Below are 16,407 nucleotides of genomic sequence, written 5' to 3' on the forward strand. Positions count from 1 at the left end.
AGACGGAGAACTTCTGCAGCGCCGCCGGCACCGACTTGTCCCAGCCTTCCTTCTTGGCCGTCTCCGTCAGGTCGCCCATGACGCCGGCCTCGGCATAATCGAGCACGGTGTAACCCAGCATCTGCGAAGCGGTCGGATAAGTGCCGGCCGCCACCATTGCCTTCAGCGCCGTCATCGCCGCATCACCGCCGCCGCCGGCTACCGGAACGTCCTTCCAGGCAAACCCTTCCTTCGACAGATCCTCCTTCAACACGTTCAACGCCGCCGCCTCGCCGCCCGACGTCCACCAGTGCAGCATCTGCACTTCCTTGACGTCGGCGGCGCGGGCCGCACCGAGGCCAGCCATCATCACGACGGCAACAGCCGCCGAGCTCAAAAACTTGCGCATAAATTCCTCCCATTGAAAATCGGCGGCGGGCCCTCCCTGCCGCCCGATGCTTTCCGCGTTGCGGCGGTCAACATTCGGCCGCGCTCCTCCGCACGGTTGCTAATTTAAAACGTTATAAGCCTCTGATCGTCAAGTCCTTTCTCGACTCCCGAGAAAAATATGCCTTTTCTATTATCCTATTGAATTAATTACTTTATCAATCCTGCTATTTACCAGTCCACCTATGCGCCTTTGATATCCAGACGCGGTCTCCATCTCGCCCGCGAGTGCGATCTCATCCGCAGCCGACGTATCGATTGCGCATTGTCGCCAACTCCATCCACGAGGATCGGCCGCTGATCAATTTTCCGATCATTAGGCGCGGCCTATTTCCCTGAGGCGTGATTTGCCGTAGAAGGACGCCGTAATCCGGTCGCAGCCCACCCGGTCAAAACAAGGGAATCCAAAATATGAAGACTCTCGTCGTCTGCTCTGGCGGACTCGACTCCGTTTCGCTTGCACATAAGATAGCAGCGGAACAACAGCTTATCGGCCTCGTCTCCTTCGACTACGGCCAGCGGCACCGCAAGGAACTCGACTTCGCCGCCCGGTGCGCCGCGCGTCTCGCCGTTCCTCATCATATCATCGATATCGCCGCCATCGGCGGCCATCTCAGCGGATCGGCGCTGACCGATAATGTCGAGGTCCCGGACGGCCACTATGCCGAGGAGACCATGAAGGCCACCGTGGTGCCGAACCGCAATGCCATCATGCTGGCGATCGCATTCGGCCTGGCGGCCGCGCAAAAGGCCGATGCTGTCGCCGTCGCCGTGCACGGCGGCGACCATTTCATTTACCCCGACTGCCGGCCGGCCTTCATCGACGCCTTCCAGCGCATGCAGAACGAAGCGCTGGACGGTTATGCCAGCGTCAGACTGCTGGCGCCGTATGTCGATGTTCCCAAAGCGGCGATCGTCGCCGACGGCGCAAAACATGGTACGCCGTTTGCGGAGACCTGGTCCTGCTACAAGGGCGGCAACCTTCATTGCGGGCGCTGCGGAACCTGCGTCGAACGCCGCGAAGCCTTCCACCTTGCCGGTGTCACCGATCCAACGGACTATGAAGACCGGGACTTCTGGAAAGCGGCAGTGTCGCAATATTCCGCGGCGGAGGTGCGTTGATGTACCGCATCACCAAGGAGTTTCATCTCTCCGCTTCGCACCAGCTGGATCATCTGCCGGCCGACCATCAATGCGCCAGGCTCCACGGCCACAACTACGTCGTGGTCGTCGAGCTCGCCGCCGAAAGCCTGAATGACGACGGGTTCGTTCGCGACTATCACGACCTGTCGCCGCTCAAGCGCTATATCGACGAGGCTCTCGATCATCGCCACCTGAACGAGGTCTTCGGCCACTCGAAAGTCACCTCCGAATTCCTGGCAAAGCATTTTTACGACTGGTGCAAACAGCGTTTCCCCGAGACATCGTCCGTCCGCGTCAGCGAGACGCCGAAGACCTGGGCGGAGTACCGGCCATGAGCGGGGAGACCATTCGCGTCAGCGAGATCTTCGGCCCGACCATCCAGGGCGAAGGCGCTTTGATCGGGCTGCCGACGGTGTTCGTCCGGACGGGCGGCTGTGACTATCGCTGTTCCTGGTGCGACAGCCTCCACGCCGTCGACAGCGCCTTTCGGGATCAATGGATTCCCATGTCCACCGAGGCGATCTGGCAGGAGGTCACGAAGCTCTCCGCAGGCCGGCCGATGACGGTCTCCCTTTCCGGAGGCAATCCGGCGATCCAGCCTCTGGGGCCGCTGATCGAATTCGGCCATTCTCAAGGCTACCGCTTCGCGCTGGAAACGCAGGGGAGCGTGGGCCGGAACTGGTTTCGCGATCTCGACTTCCTGGTCTTGAGCCCCAAGCCGCCATCAAGCGGAATGCTGACGGATTGGGACCAGGTCGACAGCTGTCTCCGGCTTGCCGCCGGTGGCCCGGAGATCGCCTTGAAAATCGTCGTCTTCGACGATGGCGATTACGCCTTCGCCCAACACGCGGGTCGGCGCTATCCCTATATTCCCTTGTTCCTTCAGCCGGGCAACCATACGCCGCCGCCGCCCGATGACGACGACGCCCGCATCGATATCGACGGCGTAATGGATCGAATGCACTGGCTCGTCGAAAAGGTGACGGTCGACAGATGGTTTGCCCCGCGCGTGCTGCCGCAGCTGCACGTTCTGCTGTGGGGAAACAAACGCGGCGTCTGAACCTGCCTGAGCCTAATGCATGTCGCCCGGAAGTGTGCCGCGGTTCCGGGACAACGACATGCATAAAAACAAAGAGCTAAAGCGCGTCGCGTGAATCAAATTTGACGCGACGCGCTTTAGCGCTCAGGAAAAGCGAAGACATCGACAGGCTCTCCGAGCCCGCGCAGCGGGAAGGTGCCGAGGCTGTCCATGTCTTTGGCGCAGCCCGCCATTTCGACGAAGGCCCGCGACAACAGCACCGGACGCTTGACCTCCTTGGTCAGGCTTTCCAGCCGCGAGGCGGTATTGACGGCAGGGCCGATGACGGTGAAATCCAGCCGCCGGCGCGAACCGATATTGCCGTACATGACGTCGCCGACATGCACGCCGACGCCGTAACGCAGCGGTTCGCGTCCTGTCCGTGCGTGCTGCTCGTTGAGCTCGGCCATCAACGCCTGCCCTTCGCGGATCGCCTGCAGCAGATCGGCGCAGGCCGTTTCCTTGCTTAAGGGGAAGATTGCCAGCAATCCGTCGCCCATGAACTTCAGGATTTCGCCGCCATAGCGTTCGATCGGATCCGACATGGCGTCGAAATAATCGTTGAGCAGTTGGATGACATCGTCGCGCGGCCAGAGATCGGAGATCGCCGTAAAGTCGCGCAGGTCGCAGATCATGATCGCCGCACCGACGGTGGCGCCGCTGCCGCGCGTCGTCACGCCCGACAGGATCTGCTCGCTCGCATGCGGCCCGACATAGGTCTGCAGCAGCGTGCGCGCCATGATGTTCTTCAGGCGAATTTCGCTGATCAAGGTCAGGGCCGGAAGGAGATCACGCAGGAAATCGAGATGTTCGCTGGTAAAACCGCCCGGCCGGCTGGTGGAAAATGTAGCCACATGCCGTTTGCCGAAGGTGTGTTCGAGCGGCCAGGCGATATACTCGGTCAGGCCGTCGTCGCGCAGTTCCCGATAGAATGAATCCAAGTCGCCGTCGGCTGTACCTTCCAGCTGCCTGCGCACTTCCTCCGCACCCTGATGGATCGCGTTGACCGGGCTGGTCAGGAACTCCGGCGTGTTTTCGACGCCATAGGCGAATGTGTTGATCTTCGCTTCTGTGAGCCCTTCCTTCCAGAGGATGCGTGCGCCGATCCATTGCGGATGGTTCGTCCGGAAATGCAATGTCGCCCGGGCCACCGGCACCCCAGCCGACAGCAGCTTCCCGCACATCTCCACCAAAATGTTGTCGATGAAACGCTCGCCCCGCGTCTCGTTCACCAGCCAATCGAGAATCCGCCTCCTGCGGATCGGCCAGACGCCCTCGTCCGCTTCAACGGCAGTCCCAGTCTTGTTCATAAAAGGCGACATCAAAAACTCCGCTACGTCACGTCATCGGCGAGGATCGAATTCAGTTTCCGCTGAATGTGGGCGACAGGGAAGCAAATGATAAGGGCAGACTGCGAGAAAGCCTCAGAAATCCCAATCTTCGTCTTCGGTCGCGACAGCCTTGCCGATGACATAGGAGGAACCGGAGCCGGAGAAGAAGTCATGGTTCTCGTCGGCATTCGGCGAAAGCGCCGACAGGATCGCCGGATTGACCTTGCAGGCCTCGGCCGGGAAAAGCGCCTCGTAGCCGAGGTTCATCAGTGCCTTGTTGGCATTGTAATGCAGGAATTTCTTGACGTCCTCGGTCAGCCCGACACCGTCATAGAGCGCCTCGGTATATCGCGCCTCGTTGTCGTAGAGCTCGAGCAGCAGGTCGAAGGCGAAATCCTTGATCTCCTGCCTTCTCTCCTCGGACAACCGCTCCAACCCGCGCTGGAACTTGTAGCCGATATAATAGCCGTGCACCGCCTCGTCGCGGATGATCAGCCGGATCATGTCGGCCGTGTTGGTCAGCTTGGCGCGGCTCGACCAGTACATTGGCAAATAGAAGCCGGAATAGAACAGAAAGCTTTCCAGGAAGACGCTCGCAACCTTCTTCTTCAAGGGATCGCCGGAACCATACTGCTCCATGATCAGCGCCGATTTCCGCTGCAGGAACTCGTTCTCCTCCGACCAGCGATAGGCGTCGTCGACGTCGGGCGTCGAGCACAGCGTCGAGAAGATCGAGGAATAGGAGCGCGCATGCACCGCCTCCATGAAGGAGACGTTGGAAAGCACCGCCTCCTCATGCGGCGTTACCGCATCCTCCATCAGCCTGATGGAACCAACGCCATTCTGGATCGTGTCGAGCAGCGTCAGCCCGGTGAAGACGCGGATGGTTAACTGCTGCTCGGCCGGCGTCAGCGTCGCCCAGGAGGAAATGTCGTTCGACAGCGGCACTTTTTCCGGCAGCCAGAAATTGCCGGTCAGCCGGTTCCAGACTTCGAGATCCTTGTCGTCCTCGATGCGGTTCCAGTTGATGGCGCGCACGCGGCTGATTGGCTTTAGCGCGATGTTCATGGTGATTATGTCCTTCCAATAGATCTGATGGCGCTCGGAGCCCCCTCACCCTGCCCTCTCCCCGAGGGAAGAGGGGATGTCGCGCCTGCCGCAGATGTCTTCTCCCCATCGGGGAGAAGGTGCCGGCAGGCGGATGAGGGGGCCATTCGCTCTAAGGCTCGCGACCGAAATCAACTCACAACGTACAAGACACGCAGCCCTGCACCTCGGTGCCGGACAGCGCCATCTGGCGAAGGCGGATGTAGTAGATCGTCTTGATGCCCTTCCTCCAGGCATAGATCTGCGCCTTGTTGATATCGCGCGTCGTTGCCGTGTCACGGAAGAACAAGGTCAGCGACAGGCCCTGGTCGACATGCTGGGTTGCCGCCGCATAGGTATCGATGATCTTCTCGGCGCCGATCTCGTAGGCGTCCTGATAATAATCGAGATTGTCGTTGGTCATGAACGGCGCCGGATAATAGACGCGGCCGATCTTGCCTTCCTTGCGGATCTCGATCTTCGAGACGATCGGATGGATCGAGGAGGTCGAGTGGTTGATGTAGGAGATCGAGCCCGTCGGTGGCACCGCCTGCAGGTTCTGGTTATAGAGGCCAGACGTCATAACAGCCGTCTTCAACGACGCCCAATCGTCCTGCGTCGGAATATGGATTCCTGATTTGTCGAACAGCGCCTGCACCTTCTCGGTCGTCGGCTTCCATTCCTGCTCGGTATATTTGTCGAAATAGTCGCCGGACGCATATTTCGAATTTTCGAAGCCCTTGAACCTGCTGCCGCGTTCGACCGCCAGCAGGTTCGAGGCGCGGATCGCGTGATAGGTCACCGTATAGAAATAGATATTGGTGAAATCGACGCCTTCCTCCGAGCCGTAGAAGATCCGTTCGCGGGCGAGATAACCGTGCAGGTTCATCTGGCCGAGACCGATCGCATGGCTTTCGTCATTGCCCTTCTCGATCGACGGGACCGAGGCGATGTGGCTCATGTCGGAGACGGCCGTCAGCGCCCGGATCGAGGTCTCGATCGTCTTGCCGAAATCGGCGGAGTCCATCGCCGCCGCAATGTTCAGCGAGCCGAGATTGCAGGAAATATCCTTGCCGAGATGCTTGTAGGAGAGGTCGTCGTTGTATTCGCTCGCTTCGCTGACCTGCAGGATCTCCGAGCAAAGATTGCTCATCGAAATACGCCCGGCGATCGGGTTCGCCCGGTTCACCGTGTCCTCGAACATGATGTAGGGATAACCGCTCTCGAACTGGATTTCGGCGAGCACCTGGAAGAATTCGCGCGCCTTGATCTTCTTCTTCGAGATGCGCGCATCCGCCACCATCTCGCGATATTTTTCGGTCACCGAAATCTCGGTGAAAGGCACGCCGTAGACGCGTTCAACGTCGTAAGGCGAGAACAGGTACATGTCCTCATTGTTTTTCGCGAGCTCGAAGGTGATGTCGGGCACGACGACGCCGAGCGACAGCGTCTTGATGCGGATCTTCTCGTCGGCATTTTCGCGCTTGGTGTCGAGGAAGCGCATAATGTCGGGGTGATGGGCGTTGAGATAAACGGCGCCGGCTCCCTGACGGGCACCGAGCTGGTTGGCATAGGAGAAACTGTCTTCGAGCAGCTTCATCACGGGGATGATGCCCGACGACTGATTCTCGATCTGCTTGATCGGCGCGCCGGCCTCACGGATGTTTGTCAGCGACAGCGCCACGCCGCCGCCGCGCTTCGACAATTGCAGCGCCGAATTGATCGATCGGCCGATCGATTCCATATTGTCCTCGACCCGCAGCAGAAAGCAGGAGACGAGTTCACCGCGCTCCTTCTTGCCGGCGTTGAGGAAGGTCGGCGTCGCCGGCTGGAATCGGCCTGAGATGATCTCGTCGACCATGTCGCGGGCAAGCGCTTCGTCGCCCTGTGCCAGGGTCAGCGCCACCATGCAGATGCGGTCTTCGTAGCGCTCGAGATAGCGCTTTCCGTCGAAGGTCTTCAGCGTATAGCTGGTGTAATATTTGAAAGCGCCGAGAAAGGTCGGGAAACGGAATTTCCTGGCATAGGCCTGATCGAACAGGTCGCGCACGAAATTGAAGGAATACTGATCGAGAACCTCCTGCTCGTAATAGCCCTCGGTCACGAGGTAATCGAGCTTCTCCCTCAGATTGTGAAAGAACACCGTGTTCTGGTTCACATGCTGCAGGAAATACTGCTTCGCCGCCATGCGATCCTTGTCGAGCTGGATCCTGCCCTCATCGTCATAGAGGTTCAGCATGGCGTTCAGCGCGTGATAGTCGAGCGTTTCCGCCGCTTTCAAAGGACGTTCGCCGGCGGGATGAGCAAAAGTGTTATGAGGTTTTGCGCCCGCATCCCGCGTCAGAGTTGTTCCCGTGTCCAAAATCGTTCCATTCCGTGTTTGACGTTGGCGACATCTTCTGCCGTGCCCATGAGCTCGAACCTGTAGAGGTAGGGCACCTGGCATTTGCGCGAAATCACGTCGCCGGCGAGCCCGTATGTCTCGCCGAAATTGCTGTTGCCCGCGGCAATCACCCCGCGGATATGTCCTCGGTTTTCCGCATCGTTCAAGAAACGGATCACCTGCTTGGGAACGGCACCCTTGCCACCGTCGCCGCTATAGGTCGGCACAATCAGAACGAAGGGTTCGCGGATAGGGAACGCCTCTGCGCCGCTGGCCGGAATGCGCGCCGCGCGCAGCCCGAGCCTGGCGACGAAGCGATGGGTATTCTCCGATCGGCTGGAATAATAGACGAGCAGCCCCATCGCCGTTTTCCGGTCAGGAGAGCGCGCTGATCATATCGGGACGGAAACCCGCCCAATGCCGCTCGCCGGCGATGACGACGGGCGCCTGCATGTAGCCGAGGCTGCGGACGCGATCGAGCGCTTCGGCATCCTGCGAGATATCGACGATATCGTAATCGACGCCCAGGCGGTCGAGGGCGCGATAAGTGGCGGTGCATTGGACGCAGGCAGGTTTGCTATAAACGGTAACACTCATCATCTTCCTCGTGATGTCAAAGAATTCTGGACGCAATACTGGGATCGGGCGCCTTTCGGCGTCCGGGGCAACGTTTGATGGTGATCTGGCAAAGTCGGCGCTTTAAACGCCCGATACGATCCCTTTCGGGATTTGCGCGGGCGGCGGCCTTGATATTCTCGACATGACTTCAACCCCGAAGTGCTCATGCGGACGTTCGGGGCAGCGCAACAGGCGCGGATCACTCCGCTTCATGCACGCGACCTTCCGGACACCCCGCCCGTGGACAGCTAGTTCAAGGCAGGTCTCGTGGCTTGCGGGTCGAAGCACCCTGCCCCCAGCCTTCCCGAGACATCATGCCTCAGTGACCTGAAATCGGACAGTTGCTCGCCGCTTACAGTTGCGGGGGCAGCTCCGGCCTTGTTGCGCCGTCATGGCGAAACGCACCGTATTCCCATCTTCGCCCGCGATCCTGACGAATCGAAGGAACCTTGAACACTAGATATAGTACGCGAATCCAAAATCACGTCAACGGATGGTTTGTGCATTGCGTTACGGCAGGTTTGAAATCACTGCGTTCCTGTGAAAAACATGGATAACGAAGGCTTGACGAAACGAGGCTGTGGAGAAGGTACGGATGAAGCGGGCTGAGCTGTAGCCGGGCCTCAGTTTGATGACAAACCTCCCCTCTCCGCGTCATCCTCGGCCTTGTGCCGAGGATCTGCTGCCTATCGACCGGAGGCAGATGCCCGGGACAAGCCAGAGCATGACGAAAGAGGAGTTGGCGCCCGTTATCAGCGGTCTACGCCACTCTTCATGTGACGAGCGCCGCAAGGACGACATCGGGTGTTATGTCCTTATCCGAAGCAGCCTGAACGCATTGACCGTCACCAGCACGGTGGCGCCGGTATCGGCGAGGATCGCCGGCCAGAGGCCGGTGATGCCTGCGATGGTCGTCACCAGGAACACCGCCTTCAGCCCGAGGGCGATGGTGATATTCTCTAGGATATTGCGCATCGTTCGTTTGGACAGTTCGATCATCCGCGCCACGTCGCCAACGCGCCCGTGCAGCACGGCGGCATCGGCCGTCTCCAGGGCAACATCGGTGCCGCCGCCCATGGCGATGCCTATATCGGCGGCGGCCAGCGCCGGAGCGTCGTTGATGCCGTCGCCGACCTTGGCGACGATGAAGCCCTGACGCTTCAATTCGCCGACGACCCGCTGCTTGTCTTCCGGCATCATCTCGCCGCGCCAGTCGATGCCGAGCATGCCGGCAACGGCTGCTGCCGTCCGCTTGTTGTCGCCCGTCAACATCATCGCCTTTACGCCGGCTGATTTGAGCGCGGAAAGCCCGGCTTCGGCATCCTCGCGCGGCTCGTCGCGCATGGCGATCAGCCCGACCGCAACGGCATTAACGAGCAGCACCGATACGCTCTTGCCCTCGTCGTTCAGAACGGCAATGCGCGCATCCTTTTCGCCATCGAGGGCGCCGCGCTCGCGGGCCGCGGACGGCGACAGCAGGTCCAGCGTCTCGCCGCCGACTTTGCCGCTGACGCCCTTGCCCGGCAGCGCTTCCAGCTCGAAGGCCGGCGGCACGGGAACGCCGTCCGCCCGAGCACGGTTGAGGATCGCCAGCGCCAAGGGATGGCTGGAGCCCTGCTCCAGCACCGCCGCGCGCGACAAGACCTGCGCCCCGCTCAATCCGAAGGAAACGATATCGGTCACCTTAGGCTTGCCTTCCGTCAGCGTACCTGTTTTGTCGAAGGCGACCATCGTCACCTTGCCGAGCGTTTCCAGCACCGCGCCGCCCTTCATCAGCAGCCCGCGCCGCGCGCCTGCCGACAGCGAGGCGGCGATTGCCGCCGGCGTCGAAATGACGAGCGCGCAGGGACAGCCGATCAGCAGGATAGCAAGGCCCTTATAGACCCATTCGTCCCACGCGCCGGAAAGGAACAGCGGCGGAACCACCGCCACCAGTGCTGCGACCACCACCACGCCGGGCGTGTAATAGCGCGAAAACCGATCGATGAAACGTTCGGTCGGCGCCTTCGATTCCTGCGCTTCCTCCACCAGCCTGACGACGCGGGCGATGGTGTTGTCGGCTGCGGCCGCCGTGACGCGAACCCTGAGCACAGAATCGCCATTCACCGTTCCGGCAAACACAACGGCATCGACACCCTTGCGCAACGGCGTGCTCTCGCCCGTCACCGGCGCCTCGTCGATCGCGCTCTCGCCGGAGACAATGACGCCGTCCGCCGAAATGCGGTCACCCGGGCGCACCATGATGATAGCGCCGACGGCAAGGCTTTCCGCCGGAACCTCCCGCGTCTGACCATTGTCTTCCAACAAGGCATTCTTTGGCACCAGCGCCGTGAGCGACTGGATGCTTTCGCGCGCCTTGCCGGCCGCCACACCCTCCAGCAACTCGCCGACGAGAAACAGAAACACGACAGTCGCTGCCTCCTCGCCGGCATTGATGATGACGGCGCCGACGGCGGCGATCGTCATCAGCATCTCGATCGAAAACGGTGTGCCCGATAGAGCCGCCATGATGGCGCGGCGCGCGATCGGCACCAGCCCGACCAGCATGGCGATGACGAAGGCGTAGGATGCAACCGCAGGCACGAGATGGCCGATGGCATAGGCGGCGATTAGCGCTGCACCCGAGACAATGGTCAATCGGCCCTTCCGGCTTTGCCACCAGGAACCGGTCATCGGCGCATGGTCACGCCCATGTAGCCCGTCGATTTTCTTTTGGCCATGATCGTGATCTGCGTGATCGTGATCATGGTCATGATCGCCGTGGTCGTGATGATCGTGCGGGCCGTGATCCTGTGCCGGCGCCGCGCTTCCGGCAAAGGGCGAAACCGAATAACCGAGCCCGGTCACCTTCTTCTCGATCGTCTTTAGGTCGCTGCTGCCGTCGTGCCGGACGGTCATCGTACCTGCTACCACCGAGACGGAAACATCGGCGACTCCAGCAACGCGCCTGACCGCCGTGTCGATCTTGGTCGCACAGGCGGCGCAATCCATGCCGCCGACCCGGTATCGTGTCTCGCTCGTCTCAACCATGATCCGCTTCCTTGTCAAACAGAAGCATCCCTCCTACATCCTCTAGCGACTAGAGGTGCAAGAGGAAAATCATGAAAAAGATCACGATCGGCGAAGCCGCTCGCCGGAGTGGGGTCAAAGTGCCGACGGTGCGTTATTACGAGAGCATCGGCCTGCTCGCGGCCCCAAGCCGGAGCGAAGGCAACCAGCGCTCCTTCGAACCCGCCGATATCAGCCGCCTCACCTTCATCCGCCATGCCCGCGAACTCGGCTTCGAGATCGAGGCGATCCGCACGCTGCTCACCCTGCAGGATGATCCGCACCAATCCTGCGCCTCTGCCGATGCCATCGCCAAGGCCCGCCTCGTCGAGGTCGAGCAGCGTATCCGCAGCCTGATGGCGCTGAAGGCCGAACTCGAAACCATGGTGGAAGGTTGCGGCCATGGCCGCGTCGACCAATGCCGTGTCATCGAGGTTCTCGCCGACCACGGCCAGTGCACGCGTCCCCACCATTGATCCCCGCCCTTGCAGGCAATCGACGCCCGCGCCAAAACTGCGGGCAGATAGAATCGAGCGAAGACATCCATGAACCAGAAGCGAATTGCGATCATCGGCGGCGGCCCGGCGGGCCTGGCGGCCGCCGAGCTGCTTTCGCTCTCCGGCCATGCGGTGACGATCTACGACACCATGCCGACCTTCGCCCGCAAGTTTCTGCTCGCCGGCAAGTCGGGGCTGAACATCACCCACTCCGAGGATTACGACCGTTTCGCCACACGCTTCGGCGCCGCCTCTGCCCGCCTGCGCCCCGCTCTCGATGCCTTTACCCCTGGCGATATCAGAGACTGGACAGCAGGGCTCGGGACCAAGACTTTCGTCGGCTCGTCCGGCCGCGTCTTCCCTGATGTGATGAAAGCCTCTCCCTTGCTGCGCGCCTGGCTCAAGCGGCTGGAGGCGCAGGGCGCTACGCTGCGCACCCGCCACCGCTGGATCGGTTTTGCCGAAGAGGGCTATGTTTTCGAAACGCCGGAAGGGCGCAGCATCGTTCATTGCGATGCGGCCCTGCTGGCGCTCGGCGGCGCAAGCTGGCCGCGCCTCGGCTCCGATGCACGCTGGCTGCCGTGGTTATCGGAGAAGGGCGTCGAGATCGATGCCTTCCGACCCGCCAATTGCGGCTTTGTCGTCGGCTGGAGCGAAAGCTTCCGCGAGCGTTTCGCCGGCGAGCCCGTGAAGTCGGTCACCGCCACCTCCGATGCCGGCGCCTTTCCCGGCGAATTCGTCATCACCACAAACGGCATCGAGGGCAGCCTGGTCTATGCCCATGCGGCAAGCCTCCGCGACCGGCTGCAGAGGCACGGCAGCGCTGCCCTGACGCTCGACCTCGCCCCGGGCCGGTCGGTCGAAAGGCTGACCCGCGACCTCAGGCGGCAGGACGCCAAATCGAGCTTTTCAAACCGCCTGCGCAAGGGCGCCGGCCTCGACGGCGTCAAGGCGGCATTGCTGCGTGAGCTCGCTGCCGAGCGCGACCGAGCCGATCCCGTCCGTCTCGCCGGCATAATCAAGGCCCTGCCGGTGCCGGTCCTCGAAACGAGGCCGATCGGCGAGGCCATCTCCTCGGCCGGCGGCATCCGCTGGAGCAGCATCGACGATGGCTTCATGTTGAAGGCGATGCCGGGCACCTTCGTCGCCGGCGAAATGCTCGACTGGGAAGCGCCGACCGGCGGCTATCTCCTCACCGCCTGCCTTGCGACGGGCCGCGCCGCCGCACGCGGCATCGAGGCTTGGCTGCGGGGCTAACCACCTCCAGCAAAACTGTGCAAGGATCGCCAATCCGATCTAAATCAAAGACGTGGAGTGTCCCGTCATGCGAGGATCGCGCATGCTTTCAGCGTCATGCCCTGATCGCTAAGGCGAAGAGGAAGGCGGCCGTCGCTGCGTGCAATTGCAAACTGGCCGCTTTTCCCTCAGATTATGCTGAAGTTCCGTGGGAGGAGCAGATGCACGAACAGTCAGCACATGCGGAGCATGTCTATAGCTCTGCGCAGCGGAATTCCGCCGCCGCGAGTTCTCCGATTGTCGCTTCCTGGCGGCGTTGCATGACCATGCACCGGCTCGCGCCCGAGGACGAACGTGCGCCGCTGCGTCTGACCGACGAGGAATTTCACCGAGCCCGCGAACAGTCCGAACGGCTGGTCGCCGGCGCGACCGAGGAGCTCGACCGGCTCTTCACCACGGTCGGCAAAGCCGGCTGCTGCATCCTTCTGACGGACAGGAATGGTATTGCGCTGGAGCGCCGGGGCGCTGCCGGCGACGATAAGGACTTCCGCCAACTCGGTCTCTGGACCGGTTCGGTGTGGACCGAGGCGAGCATCGGCACCAATGGCATCGGCACCGCACTTGCCGACGAGCGCGCCGTCGCCATCTTCCGCGACCAGCATTTCTTCTGCTCGAATATCCGCCTGAGCTGCACGACCGCGCCGGTCCGCGATCATCGCGGTGAACTCGCCGCCGCCCTCGACATCTCGACCTGCCGCGAGGACGTCAACGAAATGACGCTGGCGATCCTGACGCAGACCGTGCGCGATGCGGCGATGCGCATCGAACTCAACCTCTTCCGCTCGGCCTTTCCCGGCGCCCGCTTCCTGATGGTCCCGGCCGGCGCCAATTCCGCCGCCGCCCTGCTTGCCGTCGACAGGCATGATCTCGTGCTTGGCGCAACCCGCGCCGCCCGCATCGCGCTGCAGCTGGACGACAAGCGGATTGCGGCCGGCATCCCGGCCGCCGATGCTCTGCGCGAAGCCGTCGTCTCACAGCAGGAGGAGATGGTAGAGGCGGAAAAGGCGGCCTTGCTGCGGGCGCTGTCACGCACCAGCGGCAACGTCTCGCAGGCGGCGATCGCGCTCGGCATAAGCCGCGCCACGCTACACCGGAAGATGAAGAAGTTCGACCTGCATTAGCCCGACCCGAACATATCACTGACATGGTTATCCTGACGCGGCCCTGTCGCATGTCTGCGACAGTGTGCACTGCGGTATGGAATACCTCCCCTGTTCCCTTCGGCAAAACACGCCCATTTTCCCTCCACTGGTTCGCTTGGGAACCTGGCTCATCATGGGAGGATGATATGCTTCATCAGAAAATCGTCGAGTCGCCGTTCAAGCTGAAATACGGCAACTATATCGGCGGCGAATGGCGCGAGCCGGTCGAAGGCAAGTATTTCGAAAACTTGACGCCCGTCACCGGTGGCAAGCTCTGCGACATTCCTCGTTCCGATGAAAAGGACATCAATCTCGCGCTCGACGCCGCCCATGCGGCCAAGGAGAAATGGGGCCGCACCTCCGCTGCCGAGCGCTCCAACATCCTCATGAAGATCGCCGAGCGGATGGAAGACAAGCTGGAATTGCTCGCCCAGGCCGAGACCTGGGACAATGGCAAACCGATCCGCGAGACCATGGCGGCCGACATTCCGCTGGCGATCGACCACTTCCGCTATTTCGCCTCCTGTATCCGCGCCCAGGAAGGCTCGATCGGCGAGATCGACCACGACACGATCGCCTATCACTTCCACGAGCCGCTCGGCGTCGTCGGCCAGATCATTCCCTGGAACTTCCCGATCCTGATGGCCACCTGGAAGCTTGCTCCGGCGCTTGCCGCCGGCAACTGCGTCGTCTTGAAGCCTGCCGAGCAGACGCCGGCCTCGATCCTGCTCTGGGCCGAACTGGTCGGCGATCTGCTGCCGCCCGGCGTGCTCAACATCGTCAACGGCTTCGGCATCGAGGCCGGCAAGCCGCTGGCGACCAGCCCCCGCATCGCCAAGATCGCCTTCACCGGCGAGACGACGACCGGCCGGCTGATCATGCAATATGCCAGCCAGAACCTCATTCCGGTGACGCTGGAACTTGGCGGCAAATCGCCGAACATCTTCTTTGCCGATGTGATGGCCGAAGATGACGATTTCCTCGACAAGGCGCTCGAAGGTTTTGCGATGTTTGCCCTCAACCAGGGCGAAGTCTGCACCTGCCCGAGCCGCGCGCTCGTCCAGGAATCGATCTATGACCGCTTCATGGAAAAGGCGGTCAAACGTGTCGAGGCGATCAAGCAGGGCAACCCGCTCGATTCCGCTACCATGATCGGCGCCCAGGCCTCGACCGAGCAGCTCGAAAAGATCCTCGCCTATCTCGACATCGGCAAGCAGGAGGGGGCTGAGATCCTGGCTGGCGGCTCCCGCAACGATCTCGGCGGCGATCTGGCGAACGGCTATTATGTCAAGCCGACGATCTTCAAGGGTCACAACAAGATGCGCATCTTCCAGGAGGAGATCTTCGGGCCGGTGGTCTCGGTCACAACCTTCAAGACCGAGAAGGAAGCGCTCGAAATCGCCAACGACACGCTCTACGGCCTCGGTGCCGGTGTCTGGAGCCGCGACGCCAATCGGTGCTATCGGTTCGGCCGCGAGATCCAGGCCGGCCGCGTCTGGACCAACTGCTACCACGCCTATCCCGCCCATGCCGCCTTCGGCGGCTACAAGCAATCGGGCATCGGCCGCGAAACCCACAAGATGATGCTCGAGCACTACCAGCAGACCAAGAACATGCTGGTGAGCTACAGCCCGAAGGCGCTCGGTTTCTTCTGAGAACTTTCGTGTGGTGGGGGGGAGTGTCAAAACCCCTCCCCAACCCCTCCCCACAAGGGGGAGGGGCTTAACGTGCGGCGCTCGCCGTTTTCGCTCTCGGCCGCAGCATATTATGCATCCGGCTTGTTGTTTTGCGAGGCGGTGCCACAGCTTAGCCCTCCCCCTTGTGGGGAGGGGTTGGGGAGGGGACTTTTTCCTCCCGAAACCTTGGAGGAAGACCGATGGAAACGACCGTCAACGGCGAACCGCGAGTTCTCGCAACCGACGCAGCCCTTGATCTGATCGCCGAAATCAAGCGCGACCATCCCGATATCCTCTTCCACCAGTCCGGCGGCTGCTGCGACGGCTCCTCGCCGATGTGTTATCCCGCCAACGAATTCATGGTCGGTGACAGCGACGTCAAGCTCGGCGAGATCGGCGGCGTGCCGGTCTATATCAGCGCCAGCCAGTTCGAGGCGTGGAAGCATACACAGCTGATCATCGATGTCGTGCCGGGTCGCGGCGGCATGTTCTCGCTCGACAACGGCCGCGAGAAGCGCTTTCTTACCCGCTCCCGCCTCTTTAGCGGTGGCGAGGCCTGCGCCGTCCCGGATGCTACGGTCAGAACAGTCTGATGCATGCCGTTAAGACGCACGGGTGGTCTGGTGCGCAACATGCTTCCCACTGAGAATTTCGCCTGTAGTATTCCCATAGTACCTTCTGTC

The 16,407-nt window shown here is 61.5% G+C and carries 14 protein-coding genes, 1 pseudogene and 1 riboswitch; of the genes and pseudogenes, 8 read left to right on the forward strand and 7 right to left on the reverse strand.

Annotated features, from left to right (window positions below; genetic code table 11):
- Positions 1 to 388: pseudogene (locus K6M89_RS29275) on the reverse strand (sugar ABC transporter substrate-binding protein); the annotation flags it as partial.
- A gap of 449 nt (positions 389 to 837) precedes the next feature.
- Here K6M89_RS29275 and queC point away from each other — a divergent pair.
- From queC to queE, 3 genes are read left to right on the forward strand one after another with little or no spacing between them, the layout of a single operon-like run.
- Entirely contained in the window at positions 838 to 1,548 is a 711-nt protein-coding gene (gene queC / locus K6M89_RS29280) for a 7-cyano-7-deazaguanine synthase QueC (RefSeq protein WP_097583439.1), read from the forward strand.
- Positions 1,548 to 1,904, forward strand: coding sequence for a 6-carboxytetrahydropterin synthase QueD (queD, locus tag K6M89_RS29285; RefSeq protein ID WP_097583440.1), 357 nt, complete (start codon positions 1,548 to 1,550; stop codon positions 1,902 to 1,904). The genes queC and queD overlap by 1 nt, the downstream gene beginning before the upstream one ends.
- Complete coding sequence (gene queE, locus K6M89_RS29290) at positions 1,901 to 2,629, forward strand: 7-carboxy-7-deazaguanine synthase QueE (protein ID WP_222141771.1); 729 nt, start codon at positions 1,901 to 1,903, stop codon at positions 2,627 to 2,629. Before queD ends, queE begins: the two co-directional genes overlap by 4 nt.
- A 116-nt stretch (positions 2,630 to 2,745) precedes the next feature.
- On the opposite strand, the gene K6M89_RS29295 is transcribed toward queE, so the two are convergent.
- The 6 genes from K6M89_RS29295 to K6M89_RS29320 form a co-directional block, all read right to left on the reverse strand.
- Positions 2,746 to 3,969 (reverse strand): adenylate/guanylate cyclase domain-containing protein, encoded by a 1,224-nt coding sequence (locus K6M89_RS29295; RefSeq protein WP_222141772.1) that lies wholly within the window; start codon positions 3,967 to 3,969, stop codon positions 2,746 to 2,748.
- Between the two features lie 102 nt (positions 3,970 to 4,071).
- Positions 4,072 to 5,046, reverse strand: coding sequence for a class 1b ribonucleoside-diphosphate reductase subunit beta (nrdF, locus tag K6M89_RS29300; protein ID WP_222141773.1), 975 nt, complete (start codon positions 5,044 to 5,046; stop codon positions 4,072 to 4,074).
- A 175-nt stretch (positions 5,047 to 5,221) separates the two neighbouring features.
- On the reverse strand, positions 5,222 to 7,426 hold the full coding sequence (gene nrdE, locus K6M89_RS29305) for a class 1b ribonucleoside-diphosphate reductase subunit alpha (RefSeq protein WP_222141774.1): 2,205 nt from the start codon (positions 7,424 to 7,426) through the stop codon (positions 5,222 to 5,224).
- Positions 7,405 to 7,809, reverse strand: a complete 405-nt coding sequence (gene nrdI / locus K6M89_RS29310; RefSeq protein WP_097583446.1) for a class Ib ribonucleoside-diphosphate reductase assembly flavoprotein NrdI — start codon at positions 7,807 to 7,809, stop codon at positions 7,405 to 7,407. The genes nrdE and nrdI overlap by 22 nt, the downstream gene beginning before the upstream one ends.
- A gap of 13 nt (positions 7,810 to 7,822) precedes the next feature.
- On the reverse strand, positions 7,823 to 8,044 hold the full coding sequence (gene nrdH / locus K6M89_RS29315; protein ID WP_010068756.1) for a glutaredoxin-like protein NrdH: 222 nt from the start codon (positions 8,042 to 8,044) through the stop codon (positions 7,823 to 7,825).
- 261 nt (positions 8,045 to 8,305) lie between these two features.
- Positions 8,306 to 8,532, reverse strand: a riboswitch (cobalamin riboswitch).
- 340 nt (positions 8,533 to 8,872) lie between these two features.
- On the reverse strand, positions 8,873 to 11,095 hold the full coding sequence (locus K6M89_RS29320; RefSeq protein ID WP_222141775.1) for a heavy metal translocating P-type ATPase: 2,223 nt from the start codon (positions 11,093 to 11,095) through the stop codon (positions 8,873 to 8,875).
- Positions 11,096 to 11,166: 71 nt separating this feature from the next.
- Here K6M89_RS29320 and K6M89_RS29325 point away from each other — a divergent pair, with 71 nt between their 5' ends.
- The 5 genes from K6M89_RS29325 to K6M89_RS29345 all read left to right on the forward strand — a co-directional run bounded on the left by K6M89_RS29325 (position 11,167) and on the right by K6M89_RS29345 (position 16,317).
- Positions 11,167 to 11,589, forward strand: coding sequence for a MerR family transcriptional regulator (locus K6M89_RS29325; RefSeq protein WP_222141776.1), 423 nt, complete (start codon positions 11,167 to 11,169; stop codon positions 11,587 to 11,589).
- A 69-nt stretch (positions 11,590 to 11,658) separates the two neighbouring features.
- Positions 11,659 to 12,867 (forward strand): TIGR03862 family flavoprotein, encoded by a 1,209-nt coding sequence (locus tag K6M89_RS29330; RefSeq protein WP_222141777.1) that lies wholly within the window; start codon positions 11,659 to 11,661, stop codon positions 12,865 to 12,867.
- A gap of 200 nt (positions 12,868 to 13,067) precedes the next feature.
- Positions 13,068 to 14,027 (forward strand): helix-turn-helix domain-containing protein, encoded by a 960-nt coding sequence (locus tag K6M89_RS29335; RefSeq protein ID WP_222141778.1) that lies wholly within the window; start codon positions 13,068 to 13,070, stop codon positions 14,025 to 14,027.
- Between the two features lie 167 nt (positions 14,028 to 14,194).
- Positions 14,195 to 15,703 (forward strand): aldehyde dehydrogenase, encoded by a 1,509-nt coding sequence (gene adh / locus K6M89_RS29340; RefSeq protein WP_097583451.1) that lies wholly within the window; start codon positions 14,195 to 14,197, stop codon positions 15,701 to 15,703.
- Between the two features lie 221 nt (positions 15,704 to 15,924).
- Positions 15,925 to 16,317 (forward strand): DUF779 domain-containing protein, encoded by a 393-nt coding sequence (locus tag K6M89_RS29345; protein ID WP_222141779.1) that lies wholly within the window; start codon positions 15,925 to 15,927, stop codon positions 16,315 to 16,317.
- The last annotated feature ends 90 nt before the right edge of the window (positions 16,318 to 16,407 follow it).

This window comes from Rhizobium croatiense (genome assembly GCF_019793465.1).
In the GTDB taxonomy this organism is placed as follows: domain Bacteria; phylum Pseudomonadota; class Alphaproteobacteria; order Rhizobiales; family Rhizobiaceae; genus Rhizobium; species Rhizobium croatiense.

What these genes read in the sequence shown, in the direction of transcription:
- queE (WP_222141771.1), top strand. Translation starts at nt 1,901, where the DNA reads ATGAGCGGGGAGACCATTCGCGTCAGCGAGATCTTCGGCCCGACCATC.
- K6M89_RS29345 (WP_222141779.1), top strand. Translation starts at nt 15,925, where the DNA reads ATGGAAACGACCGTCAACGGCGAACCGCGAGTTCTCGCAACCGACGCA.
- adh (WP_097583451.1), top strand. Translation starts at nt 14,195, where the DNA reads ATGCTTCATCAGAAAATCGTCGAGTCGCCGTTCAAGCTGAAATACGGC.
- nrdI (WP_097583446.1), bottom strand. Translation starts at nt 7,809, where the DNA reads ATGGGGCTGCTCGTCTATTATTCCAGCCGATCGGAGAATACCCATCGC.
- queC (WP_097583439.1), top strand. Translation starts at nt 838, where the DNA reads ATGAAGACTCTCGTCGTCTGCTCTGGCGGACTCGACTCCGTTTCGCTT.
- K6M89_RS29330 (WP_222141777.1), top strand. Translation starts at nt 11,659, where the DNA reads ATGAACCAGAAGCGAATTGCGATCATCGGCGGCGGCCCGGCGGGCCTG.
- K6M89_RS29320 (WP_222141775.1), bottom strand. Translation starts at nt 11,095, where the DNA reads ATGGTTGAGACGAGCGAGACACGATACCGGGTCGGCGGCATGGATTGC.
- queD (WP_097583440.1), top strand. Translation starts at nt 1,548, where the DNA reads ATGTACCGCATCACCAAGGAGTTTCATCTCTCCGCTTCGCACCAGCTG.
- nrdH (WP_010068756.1), bottom strand. Translation starts at nt 8,044, where the DNA reads ATGAGTGTTACCGTTTATAGCAAACCTGCCTGCGTCCAATGCACCGCC.
- nrdF (WP_222141773.1), bottom strand. Translation starts at nt 5,046, where the DNA reads ATGAACATCGCGCTAAAGCCAATCAGCCGCGTGCGCGCCATCAACTGG.
- K6M89_RS29325 (WP_222141776.1), top strand. Translation starts at nt 11,167, where the DNA reads ATGAAAAAGATCACGATCGGCGAAGCCGCTCGCCGGAGTGGGGTCAAA.
- K6M89_RS29335 (WP_222141778.1), top strand. Translation starts at nt 13,068, where the DNA reads ATGCACGAACAGTCAGCACATGCGGAGCATGTCTATAGCTCTGCGCAG.
- K6M89_RS29295 (WP_222141772.1), bottom strand. Translation starts at nt 3,969, where the DNA reads ATGTCGCCTTTTATGAACAAGACTGGGACTGCCGTTGAAGCGGACGAG.